Source organism: Mesorhizobium sp. EU05-FHT14A09 (assembly GCF_058790995.1).
Genome location: NZ_JBYTDF010000005.1, coordinates 510,548 through 531,645, shown reverse-complemented (window position 1 = coordinate 531,645; position 21,098 = coordinate 510,548). Strand labels below are relative to the sequence as shown.

21 protein-coding genes are annotated in these 21,098 nt (G+C 63.5%); 16 read left to right on the top strand and 5 right to left on the bottom strand.

The genetic code is table 11. From position 1 onward, the window contains the following. The first annotated feature begins 25 nt into the window (after nt 1–25). From AC3WTO_RS20580 to AC3WTO_RS20540, 9 genes are all read left to right on the top strand, one after another. Nucleotides 26–1,165 (top strand): FAD-dependent oxidoreductase, encoded by a 1,140-nt coding sequence (locus AC3WTO_RS20580; RefSeq protein WP_492462749.1) that lies wholly within the window; start codon nt 26–28, stop codon nt 1,163–1,165. A gap of 65 nt (nt 1,166–1,230) precedes the next feature. Continuing rightward, on the top strand, nt 1,231–1,821 hold the full coding sequence (locus AC3WTO_RS20575) for an amino acid synthesis family protein (RefSeq protein WP_492462748.1): 591 nt from the start codon (nt 1,231–1,233) through the stop codon (nt 1,819–1,821). Nucleotides 1,822–1,845: 24 nt separating this feature from the next. Then, nucleotides 1,846–2,304, top strand: coding sequence for a YbhB/YbcL family Raf kinase inhibitor-like protein (locus tag AC3WTO_RS20570; RefSeq protein ID WP_492462747.1), 459 nt, complete (start codon nt 1,846–1,848; stop codon nt 2,302–2,304). Between the two features lie 75 nt (nt 2,305–2,379). After that, on the top strand, nt 2,380–3,102 hold the full coding sequence (locus AC3WTO_RS20565) for a class II aldolase/adducin family protein (protein WP_492462746.1): 723 nt from the start codon (nt 2,380–2,382) through the stop codon (nt 3,100–3,102). A 109-nt stretch (nt 3,103–3,211) separates the two neighbouring features. Then, complete coding sequence (locus tag AC3WTO_RS20560; protein ID WP_492462745.1) at nt 3,212–4,846, top strand: GMC family oxidoreductase; 1,635 nt, start codon at nt 3,212–3,214, stop codon at nt 4,844–4,846. Beyond that, the gene (gene fhmpcd1 / locus AC3WTO_RS20555; protein ID WP_492462744.1) at nt 4,846–5,775 is read left to right on the top strand and encodes a 5-formyl-3-hydroxy-2-methylpyridine 4-carboxylate 5-dehydrogenase; all 930 of its coding nucleotides are present in this window, start codon (nt 4,846–4,848) and stop codon (nt 5,773–5,775) included. Before AC3WTO_RS20560 ends, fhmpcd1 begins: the two co-directional genes overlap by 1 nt. A gap of 58 nt (nt 5,776–5,833) precedes the next feature. Further along, nucleotides 5,834–6,664, top strand: a complete 831-nt coding sequence (locus tag AC3WTO_RS20550) for an ABC transporter ATP-binding protein (RefSeq protein WP_492462743.1) — start codon at nt 5,834–5,836, stop codon at nt 6,662–6,664. Beyond that, nucleotides 6,661–7,470 carry an ABC transporter permease gene (locus AC3WTO_RS20545; RefSeq protein WP_492462742.1) on the top strand — a complete coding sequence of 270 codons (810 nt, stop codon included), beginning with the start codon at nt 6,661–6,663 and terminating at the stop codon, nt 7,468–7,470. The genes AC3WTO_RS20550 and AC3WTO_RS20545 overlap by 4 nt, the downstream gene beginning before the upstream one ends. A gap of 36 nt (nt 7,471–7,506) precedes the next feature. Beyond that, nucleotides 7,507–8,517: an ABC transporter substrate-binding protein gene (locus tag AC3WTO_RS20540; RefSeq protein ID WP_492462741.1), complete on the top strand. Its 1,011-nt coding sequence runs from the start codon at nt 7,507–7,509 to the stop codon at nt 8,515–8,517. A gap of 34 nt (nt 8,518–8,551) precedes the next feature. Here the strand turns inward: AC3WTO_RS20540 and AC3WTO_RS20535 are convergent, their stop codons facing one another. Then, nucleotides 8,552–8,977 (bottom strand): hypothetical protein, encoded by a 426-nt coding sequence (locus tag AC3WTO_RS20535; protein ID WP_492462740.1) that lies wholly within the window; start codon nt 8,975–8,977, stop codon nt 8,552–8,554. Between the two features lie 152 nt (nt 8,978–9,129). On the opposite strand from AC3WTO_RS20535, the gene AC3WTO_RS20530 reads away from it, so the two are divergent. The 7 genes from AC3WTO_RS20530 (at nt 9,130) to pldH (ending at nt 16,705) form a co-directional block, all read left to right on the top strand. After that, the gene (locus AC3WTO_RS20530; protein ID WP_492462739.1) at nt 9,130–10,104 is read left to right on the top strand and encodes a putative B6 ABC transporter substrate-binding protein; all 975 of its coding nucleotides are present in this window, start codon (nt 9,130–9,132) and stop codon (nt 10,102–10,104) included. A gap of 78 nt (nt 10,105–10,182) precedes the next feature. Then, nucleotides 10,183–11,745, top strand: a complete 1,563-nt coding sequence (locus AC3WTO_RS20525) for a putative B6 ABC transporter ATP-binding protein (RefSeq protein ID WP_492462738.1) — start codon at nt 10,183–10,185, stop codon at nt 11,743–11,745. Continuing rightward, complete coding sequence (locus AC3WTO_RS20520) at nt 11,742–12,839, top strand: putative B6 ABC transporter permease subunit 2 (protein ID WP_492462737.1); 1,098 nt, start codon at nt 11,742–11,744, stop codon at nt 12,837–12,839. Before AC3WTO_RS20525 ends, AC3WTO_RS20520 begins: the two co-directional genes overlap by 4 nt. Nucleotides 12,840–12,842: 3 nt before the next feature. Next, on the top strand, nt 12,843–13,778 hold the full coding sequence (locus tag AC3WTO_RS20515) for a putative B6 ABC transporter permease subunit 1 (RefSeq protein ID WP_326895324.1): 936 nt from the start codon (nt 12,843–12,845) through the stop codon (nt 13,776–13,778). A 47-nt stretch (nt 13,779–13,825) separates the two neighbouring features. Beyond that, nucleotides 13,826–14,632, top strand: a complete 807-nt coding sequence (pldA, locus tag AC3WTO_RS20510; RefSeq protein WP_492462736.1) for a 4-pyridoxolactonase — start codon at nt 13,826–13,828, stop codon at nt 14,630–14,632. A 116-nt stretch (nt 14,633–14,748) separates the two neighbouring features. After that, nucleotides 14,749–15,927 carry a pyridoxamine--pyruvate transaminase gene (gene ppaT / locus AC3WTO_RS20505; RefSeq protein WP_492462735.1) on the top strand — a complete coding sequence of 393 codons (1,179 nt, stop codon included), beginning with the start codon at nt 14,749–14,751 and terminating at the stop codon, nt 15,925–15,927. A 31-nt stretch (nt 15,928–15,958) separates the two neighbouring features. Next, nucleotides 15,959–16,705, top strand: coding sequence for a pyridoxal 4-dehydrogenase, SDR-type (gene pldH / locus AC3WTO_RS20500; protein WP_492462734.1), 747 nt, complete (start codon nt 15,959–15,961; stop codon nt 16,703–16,705). 166 nt (nt 16,706–16,871) lie between these two features. Here the strand turns inward: pldH and AC3WTO_RS20495 are convergent, their stop codons facing one another. Genes AC3WTO_RS20495 through AC3WTO_RS20480 form a run of 4 tightly spaced genes read right to left on the bottom strand, consistent with a single transcriptional unit; the run spans nt 16,872 to nt 21,044 of the window. Beyond that, nucleotides 16,872–17,462, bottom strand: a complete 591-nt coding sequence (locus tag AC3WTO_RS20495) for a dihydroxyacetone kinase subunit L (protein WP_492462733.1) — start codon at nt 17,460–17,462, stop codon at nt 16,872–16,874. A gap of 38 nt (nt 17,463–17,500) precedes the next feature. Beyond that, complete coding sequence (locus AC3WTO_RS20490) at nt 17,501–18,496, bottom strand: dihydroxyacetone kinase subunit DhaK (protein ID WP_492462732.1); 996 nt, start codon at nt 18,494–18,496, stop codon at nt 17,501–17,503. A 17-nt stretch (nt 18,497–18,513) separates the two neighbouring features. After that, entirely contained in the window at nt 18,514–19,533 is a 1,020-nt protein-coding gene (locus tag AC3WTO_RS20485; RefSeq protein ID WP_492462731.1) for an ABC transporter permease, read from the bottom strand. Beyond that, complete coding sequence (locus tag AC3WTO_RS20480; RefSeq protein WP_492462730.1) at nt 19,530–21,044, bottom strand: sugar ABC transporter ATP-binding protein; 1,515 nt, start codon at nt 21,042–21,044, stop codon at nt 19,530–19,532. Before AC3WTO_RS20480 ends, AC3WTO_RS20485 begins: the two co-directional genes overlap by 4 nt. Nucleotides 21,045–21,098: the final 54 nt, after the last annotated feature.

Below are 21,098 nucleotides of genomic sequence, written 5' to 3'. Positions count from 1 at the left end.
CTTGTACCCAGGATCAGGATAGAAAATGGCCAATGTAAACAAAACTCCGGGTAAGGCGCGTCGTGCCGAGGTTGCGGGTGGTGGCTTTGCCGGCCTGACGGCCGCCATCGCCCTGAAGCAGAACGGCTGGGATGTCCGGTTGCACGAAAAGAGTTCCGAACTCCGGGCCTTCGGCGCGGGTATCTATCTCTGGCACAACGGCCTTCGCGTCCTCGAGGGACTGGGGGCGCTGGACGATGTCCTGCAGGGCTCACACACGCCGCCGACCTACGAAACCTGGATGCACAACAAGTCCGTCTCCAAGGAGACATTCAACGGTCTGCCCTGGCGTATCATGACCCGCAGCCATCTGCATGATGCGCTGGTCAAGCGCGCCCGTGCGCTGGGCATCGACATCCGCGTCGATTCCGAAGCGGTCGCGGCCGATCCGGAAGGTCGCCTCACTCTTCAGACCGGAGAGATCCTCGAAGCCGACCTGATCGTCGGCGCCGACGGCGTCGGCTCCAAAGTGCGTGACTCGATCGGTTTCAAGCAGGATCGCTGGATCTCGAAGGACGGTCTCATCAGGCTGATCGTACCGCGCATGAAGAAGGAACTCGGCCATGGCGAGTGGGACAATACCATCGACATGTGGAATTTCTGGCCGCGGGTCCAGCGCATCCTCTACTCGCCCTGCAACGAGAGCGAGCTCTATCTCGGCCTGATGGCCCCGGCCGCCGATCCGCGCGGATCGGCGGTGCCGATCGATCTCGAGGTCTGGGTCGAGATGTTCCCCTTCCTGGAGCCGTGTCTTGTCGAGGCGGCAAAGCTGAAAACCGCCCGGTACGACAAATACGAGACGACGAAGCTGGATAGCTGGACAAGAGGCAAGGTCGCGCTCGTCGGCGATGCCGCACACGCCATGTGTCCGGCTCTCGCCCAGGGCGCCGGCTGCTCGATGGTCAACGCCTTCAGCCTGTCGCAGGACCTGGAGACGGGCTCCTCCATCGAAGATGCGCTCGTCGATTGGGAGAAGCGCATTCGCCCGATCACCGATCGCTGCCAGGCGCTCTCCGGAGATTATGCGGCCAATCGCTCGCTCTCGAAGGGCAACATGTTCACGCCGGCCGCCCTGGAGGCGGCTCGCTACGATCCGCTGCGCGGGGTCTTCTCATGGCCGCAGTGATTTCGAATGGGTGGGCAACAGATCAATCGGTGCGGCGGAAGCTGTGCTCTCCTCGGGAGATTTAAATGAACTATTCGGCTGAAGTTGAGAAACACTACGAGGTGCGCGGTTGGTACTCCACCGTCCATGAGATACGCCATGACGGCGGTGAACCCGGCGACAGGCTCGTCAAGGTCGCTGTCGGGGTCGTCATCCGCAACCCGTTTGCCGGCAAATTTGTCGCCGACCTCTCCGATATCGTTGACCCCAGCCCGGCCATCGGCCATGCGCTTGGTGAACGGGCCGCGTCCCTGCTCGGCAACCGGCCGGTCAACAGCTACGGCAAGGGCGGTATCGCTGGCACGGCCGGCGAACAGGAGCATGTCGTCGCCTGCATCACCACGCTGTTCGGCGATCCGCTGCGCGAGCAGGTGGGTGGCGGCAGGGCCTGGATCTCATCCGTCAGCAAGGTCGCCGCTGCCGGCACTGCCATCGACATCCCGCTCGCCCACAAGGACGAGCTCTACATCCGCTCCCATTACGATGCCGTCACCTTCTCCGTGCCGGACGGCCCTCGCCCGGACGAGCTTCTGATCTGTGTCGCCGTCGCATCGGGGCCGCGCGTGCATCAGCGCGTCGGCGGCAAAACCGTCGCCGACCTTGAGCCCACCGTTTAGTTCGATCGAACAAGGACACATTCCATGCCCCTTAACATCAAGGACCTGAAGATCACCTCGGCAGATTTCCATCCCCTCGGCAGGCTGCGCGACGAGCATGCGGGCGACAAGGGCAACGTGTTGCCCAGGCTGACCGTCAGCGGTGTCCCGGCAGGTACGAAAGAACTCGCAGTCATCTGCCACGATCCGGATGCGCCGCTGGCCAATGGTTTCACCCACTGGGTCGTCTACGGCATCGATCCTTCGACCACCGATCTTTCCGACGCGCAGGAAAAGTTTCGCGTCGGACCCAATGGCGCCGGCCTCACGCAGTATTACGGACCGCAGCCGCCCGCTGGCCATGGCGAACATCACTACTATTTCTGGGTGTACGCCCTCGACACCAAGGTCGAAGGGACGCCCAACCGGGAGGAGTTTCTCCAGAAATATGCCGGCAACATCATCGAGCAGAACCGGATCGTCGGCATCTACGAAAACAGGTGAACAGCGCGACCCCGGCGATCGAAAACAACAATAACAAGAACGATCGCGGTCGCTGTGCAATGGGAGAATTCGAGAATGACAGACAGCAACGCCACGCGCCAGAAGGTCTTTCAGGAGCTGGTCACGGCGACCAAGATCCTGCTGAACGAAGGCATACTGGATACGTTCGGGCACATCAGTGCCCGTGACCCGGAGGATCCCCAAAGCTTCTTCCTCGCCCAGAAGCTTGCACCGAGCCTGATAACGATCGACGACATCCTGCGTTTCGATCTCGACGGCGAAACGTCCGACAATCGGCCGTCCTATCTGGAGCGCTACATTCACAGCGAAATCTACAAGGCGCGGCCGGACGTTCAGTGCGTGCTCCACAGCCATTCGCCGGCCGTGCTCCCATACTGCTTTACCGACACGCCGCTGCGCCCAGTCACGCATATGGGGGCATTCATGGGCGAGGCTGTGCCTGTGTATGAGATCCGCGACAAGCAGGGTGACGAGACCGATCTCTTCGGCGGCGGCCGCGGCGTCTGCGCGGATATCGCCGAAAGCCTTGGCGACCAGACAGTGGTCCTCATGGCACGCCATGGCGTGGTGAACGTCGGCAGTTCCGTCCGCGAGGTCGTGTTCCGCGCATTCTATCTCGAGCAGGAAGCCAAGGCGCTCACGGCCGGTCTCCAGATCGGCAAGGTCAAATATCTGTCGCCCGGCGAAGTGAAGACGGCGGGCGCGCTTGTCGGCAAACAACTCGACCGGGGATGGGATCACTGGTCGCAGCGTCTCAAGGAAAAGGGCCTGGCCTAGCGCCAGCAGGTCTTTGAACAGTCCCTGAGGGAGTTCGGTCTCCGTCAGGATAGCAGGCCCCGATCCTGAATTCTCCGGGGCCAGAGCGTCAGGCGAAAGCAGTAGAACCATGCCGCACGCACAAAGCTACGACTACATCATCGTTGGGGCCGGATCGGCCGGTTGCGTGCTGGCCAACCGGCTGAGCGCGGATCCGCGATGTTCGGTGCTGCTGCTCGAGGCCGGCGGCTGGGATCGTGACCCGATGATCCACATCCCGCTCGGATGGGGCAAGATCCTGACCGAGCGCCGCCATGACTGGATGTATTTCTGCGAGCCGGAGGACAATGTCGGCGGACGCCGCGTCGAGTGCGCGCGCGGCAAGGTCATCGGCGGATCGTCCTCGACCAATGCCATGGCCTATGTCCGGGGCAACCGCGGAGACTATGATCGCTGGGCCGCCAGCGGGCTCAGCGAGTGGTCGTATGAAAAGGTCCTGCCTTATTTCCAGAAACAGGAAAGCTGGGAGAAGGGCGGAAGCCGTTTCCGGGGCGGCAACGGTCCGCTCAGCACCCAGTTCTGCCGGTACAAGGACACGCTGATCGACGCCTTCGCGCATGCCAGCGTCGATGCGGGCTATCCGCAGACAAACGACTACAATGGCGAGCGGCAGGAAGGTTTCGGCCGCCTCCAGATGACGATCTCGAAAGGTCGCCGCAGCTCGACGGCATCGGCCTATCTGCGCCCGGCCATGGCAAGGCGCAATTTGACCGTGCTGACCGGGGCGATGGCGACGAAGATCGTCATGGAAGGCACGCGCGCCACCGGAGTGACGATCAGCCATCGCGGTAGCGAACAGACGGTTGTCGCGCGCAGGGAAGTCCTGCTTTCCGGCGGCGTGATCAACACGCCGCAGCTGTTGATGCTGTCCGGCATCGGCGCGCCGGATGAACTCGCGGCGCATGGCATCCAGACGCGGGTGAACCTGCCGGCGGTCGGCAAGAACCTGCAGGATCACGTCTCGGTCATCCTCATGTACCGGCGCCGGACCCCAGGGCCTTTCCTGCAAAACATGCGCGCGGACCGGATCGGCTTCGATTTCCTGAAGACCTATCTGACGGGAAGCGGCTTCTCGGGCGATGTGCCCGGCGGGGTCGTGGCGTTCCTGAAAAGCAGCCCGGAACGGCCGCTGCCGGATGTGCAGTTGTTGTTCACCGCGGCCCCGCTCGCCGCATGGCCATATTTCAAGCCGTTCAAGGCGCCGTTCCCGGACGGTTTCGCAACGCGGATCGTGGCGACGCAACCGGAAAGCCGGGGAGCCGTGAAGCTGGCCTCGGCCGATCCGCTGGCCGCGCCGCTGATCCATCAGAACTTCCTCGCCTCGCCGAAGGATTGGGAATCGCTGCGGGCCGGCTTCCGGGTAGCAAGGAACCTTGCCGCTCAACCCTCCATGCAGCCTTTCATCGAGGCCGAGTTCTTCCCGGGTCCGAAATGCCAGAGCGATGACGAGATCGACGAGCACATCCGCAAGACCTCGATCACCGTGCATCACCCGGCTGGCACCTGCCGGATGGGGGCTGACGCCGCCTCGGTCGTCGACCCAGAGCTGCGCCTCCGCGGCGTCGACGGCCTGCGCGTGGTGGACGCTTCCGTCATGCCTGACCTGGTGTGCGGCAACATCAATGCGGCGGTGATCATGATCGCCGAGAAGGCCGCCGACCTCATTGCGGCATCGAGAACAGCAACGGAAAGCAGAGCTGCGTGATGATCCAACGTATCGCCATCATCGGTCTGGGCACGATGGGGCCGGGCATGGCTGCGAGGCTCGCCAGGGGCGGTCTGCAGGTGACCGCCTACGATGTCGCCGCGGCGGCCATCGAACGTGCACGCACCATGCTGGAAACGGCCGAGGGTGTTCTCGATGCGCTCGGCATTGCAGCGCCGGCGACAGGTGCCGGAACCGTGCGCTTCACCGATGATCTCGCCGAGGCAGTATCCGGCGCCGACCTCGTCATCGAGAACGTTCCCGAGAACATCGCGATCAAGGCCGATGTCTATCGCGCCATCGACGGAATGATCCCGGCGGACACGATCGTGGCGTCGGACACATCGGGCATTCCGATCACCCAGCTGCAGGCGCACATCTCCCATCCCGAACGGATGGTGGGCATGCACTGGTCCAACCCACCGCACATCATTCCGATGATCGAAGTGATCGGCGGCGAGAAGACGGCGCCGCAGACCGTGGCGACCATCCGCGAGCTCATCCGTTCGATCGGCCTGCTGCCGGTCGTTGTGAAGAAGGATGTCCCGGGCTTTGTCGAGAACCGCGTGCTCTATGCGCTGCTGCGCGAGGCGGTCGATCTGGTCGAGCGCGGTGTCATCGAACCGGAAGACCTCGACACCTGCGTGTCCTGGGGCATCGGCTACAAGATCGCCGTCGTCGGCCCGATGGCGCTGCTCGATATGGCGGGCCTCGATATCTACAAGTCCGTTTCGTCTTTCCTGAACGCTGATCTTTCCACTCGTGGCGATGTCGCGCCGATGGTGCTGGAGAAGACCGGCGCCGCGAAGCTCGGCATCAAGTCGGGCGAGGGCATGTTCTCCTACACGCCCGAGCAGACAATGGCGCTGCAGGCCGAGCGGGCGCGCAAGCTCGTCGCGGTGCGGCGCATCCTGGAAGGCCGGGAGTAGCCGATGGATCGCGCCATGCAAAGAAGCGGCTGGGTCGGAACGCACGGAGGAATAAGCCATGCGCATTGACACGATCCGGGCAGATGGCGGCAAGCCGGCCCACATCCGTCATGACGACCTCATCTCCGTCAAAGGCGTCTCGGTGGTCTATGCCCGCCAGCTGGTGCTCCAGAACATCGATCTTGCGGTGCCGAAAGGCTCCTTCGTCTCGCTGATCGGCCCTTCGGGTTGCGGCAAGAGCACCTTGCTCAAGGTGCTGGCTGGGCTGGTCGAGCCGACAAGCGGCAGCGTTTCGATCGGCGGGCTGTCGCCGGTCGAGGCGGCGCGCAAGCGTATGATCGGTGTCGTCTTCCAGGACGCCAACCTGCTGCCGTGGAAGAATGCCGTCGACAACGCCTCTCTGCTGCTTTCCATCGCCGACAGATCGTTGTCGCGCGCCGAGCTTCGGGCACGCGGACAGGAGATGCTGGAGCTGGTGGGGCTTGGCGATGCCGCTCACAAGCGGCCGAACGAATTGTCGGGCGGCATGCGGCAGCGCGTCGCCATTGCCCGGGCGCTGGCGCTCGACCCGGCGGTGCTGTTGATGGACGAGCCGTTCGGCGCGCTCGACGCCATCACCCGTGACTCGATGGGGCAGTCGCTGCTGGAGATCTGGCAGCGCACCGGCAAGACGATCGTGCTCGTCACCCATTCGATCGACGAGGCCATCCATCTGTCGCGCCATGTCCATGCACTCGGCATCAAGCCTGGGCGCATCACCGGCAGCATCGACATCGGCCTGCCGTACCCACGTGACCTGGCGGTGACGGAAGATCCGGAATTCGTACGCCTGGTCGTGCAGTTGCGCACCATGCTGCGCGCCAGTCATCAACCGGGAGACGCATCATGAGCGATCAACCCATGACCGCCGAGCCTCGTTCGGCTTCCGGCTTTGCCGCCGCGACAAGCAGCTGGCTGCCTGCCGTCATTCTGCTGCTGGCCACGATCGTGGCCTGGGAAGCGATCGTGCGGATCTTCGCCATCTCGTCCTTCATCATCCCGGCTCCGTCGGAGATCGGGCGATCGCTGGTCGCGCAATGGGGGACGCTGATGCAGGCCACGCTGGTTACGGCGGCCGAGATCCTGCTCGGCTTCGTCGTCTCGGTCGTGGTCGGTGTCGCCATAGCGCTGGTCATCGTGCGGTTCGACTGGCTGGGCCGGGCGCTCTATCCGCTGGTGGTGCTGTTTCAGAACGTGCCGAAGGTGGCGCTGGCGCCGATCTTCATCCTCTGGTTCGGCTATGGGCTGGCGCCGAAGATCGGCCTGATTCTGGTCATCGCCTTCTTTCCGGTGACGCTGTCGATGCTGGCGGGCATGCAGTCGGTGGACCGCTCGTTGCTGTCACTGATGAACTCGGTCGGCGCCAGCCGCACGCAGATCCTGTTCCGGATCCGGGTTCCGCATTCGTTGCCCAACCTGATGGCCGGAACCAAGATCGCCGCCACGCTGAGCGTGATTGGCGCCATCGTCGGCGAATTCGCCGGCGCTTCAGACGGGCTGGGCTACGTCATCCAGTTCGCCTCGACCCAGCTCGACACCGCCCTGGTCTTCGCGGCGCTGCTGCTCGTCTCCGTTCTCGGCATCGCCTTCTACTACGCGGCCGAGATCCTCGAACGCATCGTGGTGCCGTGGGCACCGAAATTCAGCCACGCCTAGGGTTCCGGGCGGTCAACGACAGGGAAGGATCGAACAATGCTGAGACGCTCACTCATCAAGGCGGCCACGCTTGCGGCGTTTGCCGGCGCGCTTGGCTTCTCCGGCGCGGCACTTGCCGCCGACACCGTCAACGTCCAGCTCGACTGGGTGGTGCGTGGCAACCACGCCATGTTCTTCGTGGCCAAGGAAAAGGGCTTCTTCGCCAAGAACGACATCGACCTTGCCGAGATCCGCAAGGGCTCGGGTTCGCCGGACGCCATGCGGCTGGTGGGCAACGAGAACGCCGATTTCGGCTTTGGCGACCTGCCCACGCTCGCCGTCGCGCGGTCTCAGAAGGTTCCGGTGGTGGCGCTCGCCGCCGTCAACCAGCGCTCGCCGCTGGCGATCATCTCGCTGGCCAAGACGTTGAAACTTTCCAAGCCGGAAGACCTCAAGGGGCTGACCATCGGCATCCATCCGGCGGGATCGACCTACATCTTCTTCCGCGGCTTCCTGGCCGCCAACGGCCTGACCGAAAAGGACATGACGCTGAACAGCGTGTCGCCGCCCTATGAGAGCTACCTCCTGCTCGGGCGCGTCCAGACGGTGGTCGGCTATGTCGACGCCGAGGTTCCCGAGCTCGAGGCCAAGGCGGGTGGTCCGGGTTCGCTCAGCATCATGATGGGGGCGGACCATGGCTGGAAGGCTTACGGCTCAGGCCTGTTCACGTCGGAAAAGATGATCAAGGACAAGCCCGCCGTGGTGCGCCGTTTCGTCAAGGCCTATCGCGAAGCCTTCGATTATGTCGTCGCCCATCCGGAAGAAGCCGCCGAGATCACCGCCAAGGCAGCACCGGGCTATGCCGGCAAGAAGGACGTGCTGCTGGCGCAGATCAACGCCGACATCGCCTCGACCTTCACCAGTGACGAGACCAAGGCAAACGGCCTCGGCTGGATGAGCAAGACGCAATGGGAAGAGACGTTGAAGACGCTCAGCGATCAGGGCGTGCTCAAGGCGCCGCTGTCGGCGGACGAGACCTTCACCGACAAATTCCTGGCGAAGGACTAGGCGCGATGCGTCAGCGGCACGGACCGATGAATGCCTATTTGCATACCAGGCCTTCCTGCTTCGTGCCGCAGGTTACCGTGCGCTTGCCCGTCGCCGCGTCGGTGCGGTCGAGCGTGATCTGGACGCGGGTCGCATATGCGCGGCCCGACAGACCACACCACAGGCGTTCGACCGGCAGGTTCTCGCGCTTGTCGTTGAGGATGGTGAAGGTACCGGTCGCGGCGTCGAACCAAAGTTCGACACGGGCGCTTTTGCCAGGTTCGACTGTCGCGATCCCGGCCGAATACCAGTGGGCGAAGTCGGCGTTGCAGGACAGGCCGTCCTTGCCGGAGTTCGAGATCGTCAACGGCATCATGGCGAGCCCGTCGGTGCCGGTGCGGACGGTGACCTGGTGCAACTCAACCGCGTTGGCAAAAGGTGCGAACGCCAGCGCTAACGGGAGGACATAACGGATCTTCACTTCGAATAGACTCCGGATGTGATTAATTCCGAAAGTCTATCTCTCTTCTGCGTAATGACAATAAGAATATCAACCGGAAGGCAACAAAAGAGGGTAACATGTTAAAGCTTCTGAAAAGCAGTGTAAGTGCAGTTATACTGACTGGTATCTTGATGGGTGGCGCGTTCGCCGGTGAAGTCAAGTCGATCGCCATCCTGACGCCCGAAGAGGGCACCGACTATGGCTGGAACCAGCAGGGCATCGATGCCGCCAAGGCGGCCGGCAAGGCCGCCGGTGTCGAAGTGGTCGTGGCCCAGGGCCTTGGTTATGGCGACGTTCGTCCGACGCTGCGAGAACTTGCCGCCGACGGCGCCAGCCTGCTGATCGCGCATGCCAGCGGCTACAATACCTCGGCGCCAGAGATCGCCAAGGAAACCAAGGTTCCAGTGGCGATCGTCGACACGCCGAACGGTCTAGAGAAAGGCCTCGTTGCCGATTACACGCTGAGCGGCCATGAGGGCGCCTATCTGGCCGGCCGTCTCGCGGCCAAGATGTCGCGCTCGAAGTCGGTCGGCATCGTGGTCTCCGGCGAGCCGCCATCCTGGAACTCGCAGTCGGCGGCTTTCGCGCAGGGCGTGAAGGCGGAGAACCCGGACGTCAAGATCACCTATGCGGTGATCGGACCCGCCGCCTACAGCGATGCGGCCGGCGGCAAGCGCGTTGCCGAAAGCGTGATCGCCTCGGGCGCCGACATCATCTTCGGCCAGGGTAACGGTTCCAGCTTCGGCATGCTGCAGGCGGTTGAAACGACCAAGGCGGCGGATGGCGGCAAGGTCTATTTCATCGACGTCATTGGCGACAAGTCGCCGATCGACAAGGGCTTCCTGCTGTCGTCGGTGGTCTGGAACATCGAGCCGGTCTATGCCGCGATGATCGCCGACCTCAAGGCCGACACGTTCGGCAGCAAGCACTACACGATCGGCCTCAAGGACGATTCCGTGAAACTGCTGAAGACCGCCGCGATTCCGGGCAAGGTCTGGTCCGAAGTGCAGGCGGTGCGCGAGGATGTCATCTCCGGCAAGATCAAGGTCGAGCCGATCTATGACGCCGCCGCCGTCAGGGCGCTGATGACAAGCGTCGCCCAGTAAGGCGACCAGACCTCAGCTGCCGAAGGGGCGACCGGTTCGCCCCTTCGGACCAATCCCCGTTTTCAGGGCCGGGCTTTCATGAGCAATGCTTCTTCGTCACCCGCTGACGACATCGTCACACTCGAAGGCGTCACAAAGCGCTTTCCCGGCATCGTCGCCAATGACAGCATCGACCTGTCGATCCGTCCGGGCGAAGTGCATGTGCTGCTCGGCGAGAACGGGGCAGGGAAATCCACCTTGATCGGCATGCTGTCCGGTCTGCAGCAGCCGGATGAAGGCCGCATCCTGGTCGACGGCAGGCCGATGCCGATCGCCTCGCCGCGCCAGGCGCTGGCGCTCGGCATCGGAACGGTGTTCCAGCACATGATGCTGGTGCCGACGCTGACCGTGGCCGAAAACCTGCTGCTGGGCGGCCCCTGGTGGCAGCGCCCCAGGACCGAGGAACTCGAGGCGCGTGTCGCGGAGATCAGCAGGAGCCTCGGCATTGCGGTCAAGCTGCATGCCAGGGTTTCCGAGCTTTCACTCGGCGAACAGCAGCAGGTTGAGATCGTGCGCGCCATGGTGCGCAACAGCCGGTTGCTGATCCTCGACGAATCCACCTCAATGCTGACGCCGCAAGGCATCGAAGAGCTTGGCGCGCTGATGCGCCGCCTTGTCGAACAGGGGCTGGCGATCGTCTTCATCACCCACAAGCTCAAGGAGGCCGCCACCTTCGGCGATCGCATCTCGGTGCTGAAACTCGGCCGCAAGGTCGGTGAGATCCCGCCTGAGCGCTTTCGCGCGCTCGGCGAACAGGAGATCATCTCCGAGATCGTGGAGCTGATGTTCGGCAAACAGAAGGATGATCCGGAAGCGGCGGAGCGTCCCGTCGCATCGGTCCACGCGGAAGCCACGCCGTTGCTTCAGGTCTCCGATCTCACGGTGGCAGCGACCGACAATGCGCCCGGCCTGTCGTCGATCTCCTTCGACATCCGACCAGGCGAGATCCTCGGCATTGCCGGCATCGACGGCAACGGCCAGAAACAGCTGGCGGAGGCCCTTTCCGGCCAGCGCGCGGCGGCCGGCGGCTCGGTGCGGCTGGAAGGCACCGCCATCGAGACGATGAGTGTCGGCGAGCGCAGCCGGCGCGGCCTGCGCTACCTGACCGACGACCGGCTGGGCGAGGGCACGGTGGGCACCTTCCCGGTTTCGATCAACTTCTTCCTCAAGCAGGTCGGTGCGGCGCCGTTCTGGCGCGGTGGCATCGAACAGCGCGCCGAGATCGACCAGCGCGCCGCCGAACTGGTGCGCGAATACGATGTGCGCACGCCGAGCCTGAAGACACCCGTCGCACGGCTCTCGGGCGGCAACATCCAGAAAGTGCTTCTGGCGCGCGAACTGGCGGAAGGCGCCAGGGTGGTGATCTTCAACAAGCCCACCTACGGGCTCGACCTCGCCAACACGCTGGCATCGCGCCAACGCATCCGCGACGCCGCCCAAAGTGGTCTTGCCGTGCTGCTGATCTCCACCGACCTCGAGGAGCTGCTCAGCATCTGCAACCGCATCGCCGTCATGGCCAACGGAGCGTTGGTCGGCACCGTCGCCAATGCCGAAGACGCCCGCACCAGGGTCGGCCGCCTGATGATCGGACTAGCCGCATGAGCATCGAAACTGCCTCCACCGTCAGCGCCACCGCTCTGGATGCCACCAGTGGAGTCGCGGCACGCCGCGATATCCTGCGCCGGCTGCTGATGACGTTCGGTCCGATCCTTGCCGCGCTCGTCATCGCCGGCTGCATCCTGCTTGCCGTCGGCGTCGACCCGCTCGCCTACTACGGCTACGTGCTGGAGAAGGGGCTGTTCTCGCCGCTCGGCATCCAGCAGACCCTGACGCGCATGGCGCCGCTGCTGTTCCTTGCCGCTGGCCTGATCGTGGCCTTCCGCGCCGGCATGTGGAACCTCGGTGGCGATGGCCAGTTCCTACTCGGCGCCGTCACGGCGGCGGCCAGTGCGCCGTTCTTCGTCGGTATCATGCCGGCCTGGCTCGCTTTGTTCTGCGCCTTCCTTATCGCTACGCTTGTTGCGATGGTCTGGTCGCTGGTGCCGGCGCTGCTACGCGCCTATCAGGGCGTCAACGAGATCATCACCACGCTGATGATGACGTTCCTTGGCACTTCACTCGCCAATGTGCTGGTCAAGCTCTTGTTCCGCGATCCCGGGACGACCGTGCCGCAGACCCGCACCCTGCCGGTGGAGGACCGTCTGCCGCGCCTGTTCGACACCACGATCACCAGCGGCCTGCTGTTCGGGCTGGCTGCGATCATCATCGTGCATCTGGTGATGACGCGGACGGCATTCGGATTGAAGCTGCGGATCGTCGGCGCCAATCCGCGCGCGGCGATCCATGCCGGGCTCGGCGTGCCCGGCCTGACCATCGCCGTCTTCGCCATTTCGGCCGGACTGGCAGGGCTTGCCGGCGCCGTCGACATCATCGGCGTGCAGGGCAATGTCCGTGCCGACTGGAACCCTGCCTATGGGCTCGCGGTCATCCCGGCGGTGTTTCTCGCCCGTATGAACGGCTTTGCGGCCATCGGTTTCGTGTTCCTGCTTTCGGTGCTGTCGATCGGCGGCGAGAGCGCTGCACGGCGGCTCGGCGTCCCCAACCATTTCACGCTGGTGCTGGTCTCGATCGTGCTGATCGTGCTCGCGCTCGCCGAATATGTCGACCACCGCTACAACCAGTCGAGAAAGGCCTGACGCATGACCGGGCTGTTCAGCGAAGTCTTTCTCAGCGCGCTGCTGTTTGGTGCGGTCACCGCGGCCATCCCGCTTCTGCTTGCGGGACTTGGCGAGCAGATGTCGGAAAAGGCCGGCGTGCTCAACATCGGCATCGAAGGCATGATGCTGGCCGGCGCCTATCTCGGTTTCGTCGGCGCCTTTTATTCCGGCTCGCTTTGGCTGGGCTTCCTCACCGGTGCCGCCGGTGGTGTCGCCGTGGCGTTGGTCATGGCGCTCCTGTGCGTACGCATCGGCCTCAACCAGATCGTCATCGGCATCGCGCTGACGCTCGGCCTCGAAGGCCTGACGGCGCTGCTGCACCACTTCCAGTTCTCGCGCAGCTACCCTCGTTTGCCGGCTCCGAATCCCACCGTAATTCCGACGTTGGCGGATATTCCGGTGATCGGGCCGGCCTTTTTCAAACATCACCTGATCGTCTACCTGGCCGTCGCCCTGGTGTTCGCCATGGGCTACCTCTACCGGCGCACGCAGCTCGGTCTCAACCTGCAGGCCGCTGGCGACAAGCCGGCCGCGCTCGATGTCGCCGGCATCGACGTCATCAGGACCCGTACCATCGCCGTGCTGTCTACCGGCGCGCTGGCCGGCCTGGGCGGCGCCTATCTCGCCAATGTAGGAGCCGGCCTCTTCATTCCCTTCATCACCAATGGCGCCGGGTTCCTCGGCATCGTGCTGGCCATGCTGGCGAGGGGCCGGCCGGTCTGGGTGTTGTTCGGCGCGTTGCTGTTCGGCGTCTGCCTGTCGCTGACGACGGCCATGCAGGTGGCGGGCATCAACATCCCGACCGACGTCATCCAGATGCTGCCGTTCCTGGCGGTGATGATCATGCTGGTGCTGTTCGGACGGCGGGCCAGCCTGCCGGCTGCACTTGGAATTCCCTATGAGCGCGGCGCGCGCTGACCACAACCGATGCGCGGACGGGAGCCGCGCCAAAACAGGAGGCAACAATGTCGGATACCAAGGTCTACCTGCTCGACGGCGGCTCACTCGTCCTCGACGGCTATCATGTGTTCTGGAATCGCGGCCCCGGTGGTGAAGTCCGTTTTCCGGTCTATTCGATCCTGATCGAGCATGCCGAGGGCCGCTTCCTCATCGACACCGGCTTTGACTACGACCACGTCATGAAAGTGCTGCCTTTCGAAAAACCGATCCAGGAAAAGTACCAGACCATCCCGGGCGCGCTGGCGCTGCTCGGGCTGGAGCCGAAGGACATCGACGTCGTCGTCAATTCGCATTTCCATTTCGATCATTGCGGCGGCAACAAATATTTCCCGCATGCCAAGAAGATCTGCCACCGCACGGAAGTGCCACAGGCCTGCAATCCGCAGCCCTTCGAGCATCTCGGCTATTCGGACCTGAGCTTCTCGGCCGAGGCGGCGGAAGCGCGTGGCGCGACGGCGCAGTTGCTGGCAGGCACCACGCGCGCCAACTCGACCTTCGAGGGGATCGATGGCGACATCGAGCTCGCGAAAGGTGTCAGGCTGATCTCGACGCCGGGTCATTCGATCGGCCACTACAGTCTTCTGGTCGAGTTTCCCAAGCGCCAGCCGATCCTGTTCACGATCGATGCCGCCTACACCCAGAAGAGCCTGGAGACGCTGTGCCAGGCGGCCTTCCACATCGACCCGGTCGCCGGCGTCAATTCGATGCGCAAGGTGCAGAAGCTGGCGCAGGACCATGGTGCGGAGCTGATGTACTCGCACGACATGGACAACTTCAGAACCTACAGGACCGGCACGCAGTTCTACGGCTGAGTGCCCAGCAGAGCGTTTCAGTTTTTCGCGGAAACGCTCCAACCTTTTGTTTTTACACAGTTCCAGACGCAAGCCGCTGCACACCTTGCCGGATTTGCTCCAATCGGGAGATGGAAATGCGCTACCTCGAACACGCCGATCCGGTGATCACGCTGACCGCGGGGCCGGTGGACGCTTATGCAAAGGTGCTGCGCGGCCTTGGCCGCACTGTACTCTACGACTACGATCCGGCGTTCCAGATCTTCTACGAGAAGGTGATCGGCAAGGCGCAGAAGGCGATGCGGCTGTCGAACAAGCCGCTCATCCTGCATGGCGAGCCGGTTCTGGGCCTCGAAGCCGCAGCGGCATCGCTGATCACACCCGACGATGTCGTGCTGAACCTGGCCTCCGGCGTCTACGGCAAGGGCTTCGGCTACTGGGCCAAACGCTATTCGCCCAATCTGCTCGAGATCGAAGTGCCCTACAACGAGGCGATCGACCCGCAGGCGGTTGCCGACGTGCTGAAGAAGCATCCGGAAATCACCATCGTGTCGGTCTGTCATCACGACACGCCGTCGGGCACCATCAACCCGATCGACGCCATCGGCGCGCTGGTGTCGGCGCACGGTGGCTATCTGATCGTTGATGCCGTTTCATCTTTCGGCGGGATGAAGACGCATCCGGAGGACTGCAAGGCCGATATCTATGTCACCGGCCCGAACAAATGCCTGGGCGCACCTCCCGGCCTGACGCTGATGGCTGTCAGCGAGCGCGGCTGGGCCAGGATGAAGGCCAACAAGGCGGCCCCGCGCGCTTCGATGCTGAGCATCGTCGACTGGGAAAATGCCTGGTCACGCGAGCAGCCTTTCCCGTTCACGCCATCCGTCGCTGAGGTCAACGGGCTCGACGCCGCGCTCGACCTTTATCTCGAGGAGGGGCCGGAAGCGGTGTGGGCGCGTCACGCACTGACGGCGAAGGCCATGCGCGTCGGCGTCGCTGCGATGGGCCTGTCGATCTGGGCGGCGAGCGAGGCAATAGCGTCGCCGACCACCACCGCCGTGCGCACGCCTGAAGGCATCGACGAAAAGGCGCTGCGCCAGGCTGCGCGCGCCCGCTACGGCGTGGTGTTTTCGTCAGGCCGCGGCGAAACGCTGGGCAGGCTGACACGCATCGGCCACATGGGGCCGACCGCGCAGCCGATCTATGCGATCGCGGCACTCACGGCGCTTGGCGGCGCCATGAACGCTGCTGGGCAGAAGCTGGCAATCGGCAAGGGCATCGACGCGGCGCTGGCCGTCATCGATGCCGACGCCTGAACTGACATCACAGGACTTTGGGAGAGATTACATGACTGAACGGCTTTCGGGAAAGACCGCGCTGGTGACAGGCGCTGCACAGGGCATCGGCAAGGCGATCGCGGCACGGTTGGCAGCCGATGGCGCCACCGTCATCGTCAGCGACATCAACGCCGACGGTGCCAGGGCCACGGCCGCCGCGATCGGCGGAAAGGCGAAGGCGATTGTTGCCGACATTTCAGACCCGGCGTCGGTGAAGGCGCTGTTTGCCGAAATCAAGACGCTGTCCGGTGGCGTCGACATCCTTGTCAACAACGCCAGCATAGTGCCCTTCATCGCCTGGGATGATGTCGACCTCGACCATTGGCGCAAGATCATCGACGTCAACCTGACCGGCACCTTCATCGTCACCCGCGCCGCGACTGACCAGATGCGGGCGGCGGACAAGGCCGGGCGCGTGATCAGCATTGCCTCCAACACCTTCTTCGCCGGCACGCCGAATATGGCCGCCTACGTCGCAGCCAAGGGTGGTGTCATCGGCTTCACCCGGGCGCTGGCGACGGAGCTTGGCAAATACAACATCACGGCCAACGCCGTGACGCCGGGCCTGATCGAGAGCGACGGCGTCAAGGCGAGCCCGCACAACGAGGCGTTCGGTTTCGTCGAAATGCTGCAGGCCATGAAAGGCAAAGGCCAGCCCGAGCATATCGCCGACGTCGTGTCGTTCCTCGCTTCCGAAGACGCGCGCTGGATCACCGGCCAGACGCTCAACGTCGATGCCGGCATGGTGCGACATTAGAGCGTTTCCGTTTTTCACGGAAACGCGAAAACGTTCTAAGTTTTGTTTTTGCTGCATTTTGTAGCCAAGCGATCCCGCTTGGCTACAAAGTGTTCTGGTTCTGTCTAAATCGATCCGGGCAATGCCAGGAAAACCGCTACGCACCTTCCCTGGATCGCTCTGGAGCTCAGAGGCCTTCCACAATGCGTTGAAGCGCGAGCTGGCCGGGATCGGCGAGGCCGATGCTCTTGTCGGCGAACATGCGCGCGCGGCCGAGTTTGTTCGGCTGGCCTTTGAAGGTCTCTACGGTGTCCCGTGCAGCCTCTGCGGCCTTCTCGATCATATCGCCGGAAGCCACGCCATCGATCGCCTTAACGGTGGCGTCCAGACTGTCGAGCACGGTCTTGTCGCCAAGCGCACCCTTGCCTCGCGCCATCATGGCGTCGCGTGCGGCAGCGACCAAGGCCGGTATCTCTCCTGGCTCTATCGCGGTCCTGCCTTTGGTCGCCTTGGCCGCGGCCATAAAACCGGTCGCCACCAGAGTGCCATAAGACGAGGAGGAAACGCGCTGGAACGCCTTGGCGACCTCCAGCAGCGCCAGACCGAAATCGTCCGGTAACGCTGCCTTCGCGGCCTCGGCAAACCCTTCTGAAACGGTGATGCCGAGATCGCCGTCGCCAAGGGCGCCGTCGGCAGCGCAAAGCTCGGCCGAGGCGGCCGCCGCGGCTATCGCGACACGCTGCAGAGCCGAGCTGAGCACCTTGCTGTCAATCGTCATGGAAACTCCCGGAGCGGTCACAATTGGCTGGAGATATTCTAGACGCGCCAGAAGGCACAGTCAGCCGGTGCCCTCAGCAGGCGTTCGAGCTCGTCATCCAGCTTGATGATGGTGATCGTGGCGCCCGTCATTTCCATCGAGGTTGCATAGCGGCCGACCAGCGGCATGACGATCTCGACGCCCAGAGCATCAAGACGTTGCCTGGCATGGCGATAAAGAATGTAGAGTTCTTCAGCCGGCGTCGCGCCGAGCGAATTGACGAGGATCGAGATACGGTCGCCGGCGGCGAGCGGCTGGTCATCGACCAGACGGTCGATCATCTCGTCCGCAATGACGTCAGCCGTCCTGATCGCGGCGCGCCAGATACCCGGCTCGCCATGGATGCCCATGCCCATTTCCATCTCACCATCGCCGATCTCGAAAGTCGGTTTGCCGACTTGCGGAATGGTGCAGGGGGTCAGCGCCATGCCGATCGAGCGGCAGGCGTCGGCTGCCTTCTGCGCAACACGCGTCACATCGTCGAGGTCGGCTCCGGCTTCGGCATGCGCGCCAGCCACCTTGAACGCATAGACCATGCCGGCGACGCCGCGGCGCTTGGCGGCTTCATCCTTCGGCGCTGAAACGACATCGTCGGCTAACAGCACGGTGGTGGTGCGGATGTCGTGTTCGAGCTCGACCATCTCGCCGGCCATATCGAAATTCATGACGTCGCCGCCATAGTTGCCGTACAACCGCAACACGCCGGCACCGCTGTCAGCCAGACGGATGGCCTCAGCCATCTGCTCGGCGGAGGGGCTGGCAAAGACGTTGCCGATCGCGCATGCGTCGAGCAGGCCCTTGCCGACATAACCGGTGAAGACCGGCAGGTGACCTGAACCGCCGCCGGTAACGATACCGACCTTGCCTTCGGTCGCGCCGGCCGCGCGGGCAATCACCCGGCGCACCGGTTGCGCGTAATATTCCGGATGGGCTGCAATCATGCCCTCCAGCATTTCGTCGACATAGTCGGCGGGGTCGTTGAGAATCTTCTTCATCGCTGCTTCCTCCGGGATCAGGCGCTGAGGGGCCGCGAGAGACGCTCGCGGTGACGGGACAGACGTTCGATGACGATCGGCAGGCCGGTGCCGACGATGATCAAGCCACCGATGACGACCTTCTGCCAATAGGACGGGACGCCAGCCATCAGCAGGCTGGTGTTGATCATGGTGATGACGAAGACGCCAAGCAGGGTACCGGTCACGGTGCCGTAGCCGCCGGTGATGCGGGCACCGCCGAGGACCACCGCTGCGATCACGTTGAGCTCCATGCCAACGAGATCGAAAGGGTTGGCCATGCGCGACAGCGTCACATGGGTCATGCCGGCCAGGCCGGCGATGGCGCCGGCCAGAACATAGATCATGACCTTCACGTGCTTGATCCTGATGCCGATGCGCTCGGCTGCTTCCTCGGAACCACCGATCGCGTAGATCTTGCGTCCGAACAGCGTGAAGTTGATGAGGATGGCGACGGCTATGGCGACGCCGACCAACACCAGGAATGAGTACGGCAGCGAAACCATCTGCCCGGCGGCATTCTCCATGCGAACCAGAACCTGGCGGGAGAAACTGATGATCTCGCGCGGCACGGTGGTGATGTAGGTCGTGCCGAGGAAGGTGAGAAGTATGCCGCGGTAGAGGCCAAGCGTGCCGAGGGTCACGATCAGCGTCGGCAGGCCGAGCATGCCGATGAGCAAACCGTTGAACAGGCCGAGCCCAGCACCAATCAACGCACTGATGGCGAAGAAACCGATGATCGGCATATCGACGTCGACGCCCAGAACAATCTTCATCGTCGCGTACATGGCGAAGGCGCCGATCGCTGTGCAGGAGACATCGATCCCGCCAGACGCCAGCACCATCATCACGCCAAGCGCGAAAATGCCGGTGACCAGCGAATTTCGCAGCAGGTCGATCAGGGTTGCAGGTGAAAAGAAGGCAGGATTGACGAGGCCGAGCACCAGTGCAAACACGAGCGCCGTGATGAGTACAACGCCCTGCGGCGTCGCCAGAACCCGCGAAAGAGGCTTGCTCATATCCCGCCCTCCTTGATGACTTCGTTGTAGAGCTGATCCTCGTCGACATCGTTGGCGTCGAAACGTCCGGTGATCTGCCCTCGCACCATCACCAGGATCGTATCGGACAGCGCGATCGCTTCGCTGATGTCGTCGGTCACGACCATGACGGCGGTGCCGGAGCGGCTCAGCGCAACCAGCAATTCATGGATCTCGCGCTTGGAGCCGACATCGACACCAACCGTTGGACCATTGAGGATCATCAGCTTGGGATTGCGCTCCATCCAGCGCGCCAGCACCACGCGCTGCTGGTTGCCACCGGAGAGCGTCGCGACCGGAGGCGTGATGCCTGGCGTCTTGATGCGCAGGGCCTTGACGGCGTCACTGGCCCGTTGAACCAGAGCGCGGGCGTCAATGAAACCGGCGCGCAGGTTCTTCTCCAGGCTTGAAACGACGATGTTGTCGCGGATGGGCTGGCTGAGGAAGAGCCCCTCGGTCAGCCGATCTTCCGGCACATAGGCTATGCGGTGGTCGATGGCGTCGCTTTCGCTGGCGAAGGTTACCGGCCGGCCCTCGATCTCGATGCGTCCCTCGTCCGGCGCCAGGGCACCGAACAATGTCAGCGCCAGCTCCGTACGGCCAGAACCCAGCAAGCCCACGACCGAAACGATCTCGCCGGGTCTGAGGTCGATGTCCACCTTGGTGTATTCGCCGCGCCGCCCGAGGTTCCTGGCGAAGAGAAACGGCGCGGCCGGCTCGACCTGGGCGCGCGGCAGGCGTTGGCTGTCGATCGATCGCCCGGTCATCGCTTCGACGAGGCTGGCGGAGTTGAATTCCTGTATCGGTCCTTCAACCACGACGCGGCCGTCGCGCAGAACGGTGATGCTGTCGCAGATCGCGAAGACTTCCTCTATCTTGTGACTGACGAACAGGAACGCGACGCCTTCATCCCGCAGCGAGCCGACGATCTCCAGCAGGCGCGCAACCTCGCTGCGTGTGAGTGCCGTTGTCGGTTCGTCCATCACGATGATGCGCGCGTCGTTCGCAAGCGCCCGGGCGATTGCCACCAACTGCTTGGAGGCGACGGGCAAGCGCTCGACCGGCATGTCCGGATCGATTTCGACACGCATGCGCTTCAGCGTCTGGATAGCAAGCGAGCGCCGCGCGCCGCGTTTATGCAACCTGTCTCCGGCCGTCACGGCGGCCAGAAATCCGATGTTTTCCCAGACCGTGAGGTTCGGAAACAGCGAGAAATCCTGATAGATCACGGAAAGTCCGGCGGCGATCGCTGCCTTGGCGTCATTGCCCAGCGTCCTGCCCGCGATGGTCACGGTGCCGGCGTCAGCGCCGACCACGCCCGAGAGGATCTTGATCAGTGTTGATTTGCCGGAGCCGTTCTCGCCGGCGAGGCAACGCACCTCTCCCTTGGCGAGTGAAAGGTTCACATCCGCCAGGACACGTACCGGGCCATACGCCTTGCGAATGGCCCGCATCTCAAGCGCGGCTGGTTTGTCTTCTGCTTCTATTGTCATGCGGGTCTCCGCCAGGCCGCCGGGCGTGAAGCCCGGCGGTAATTGGCGTCATGG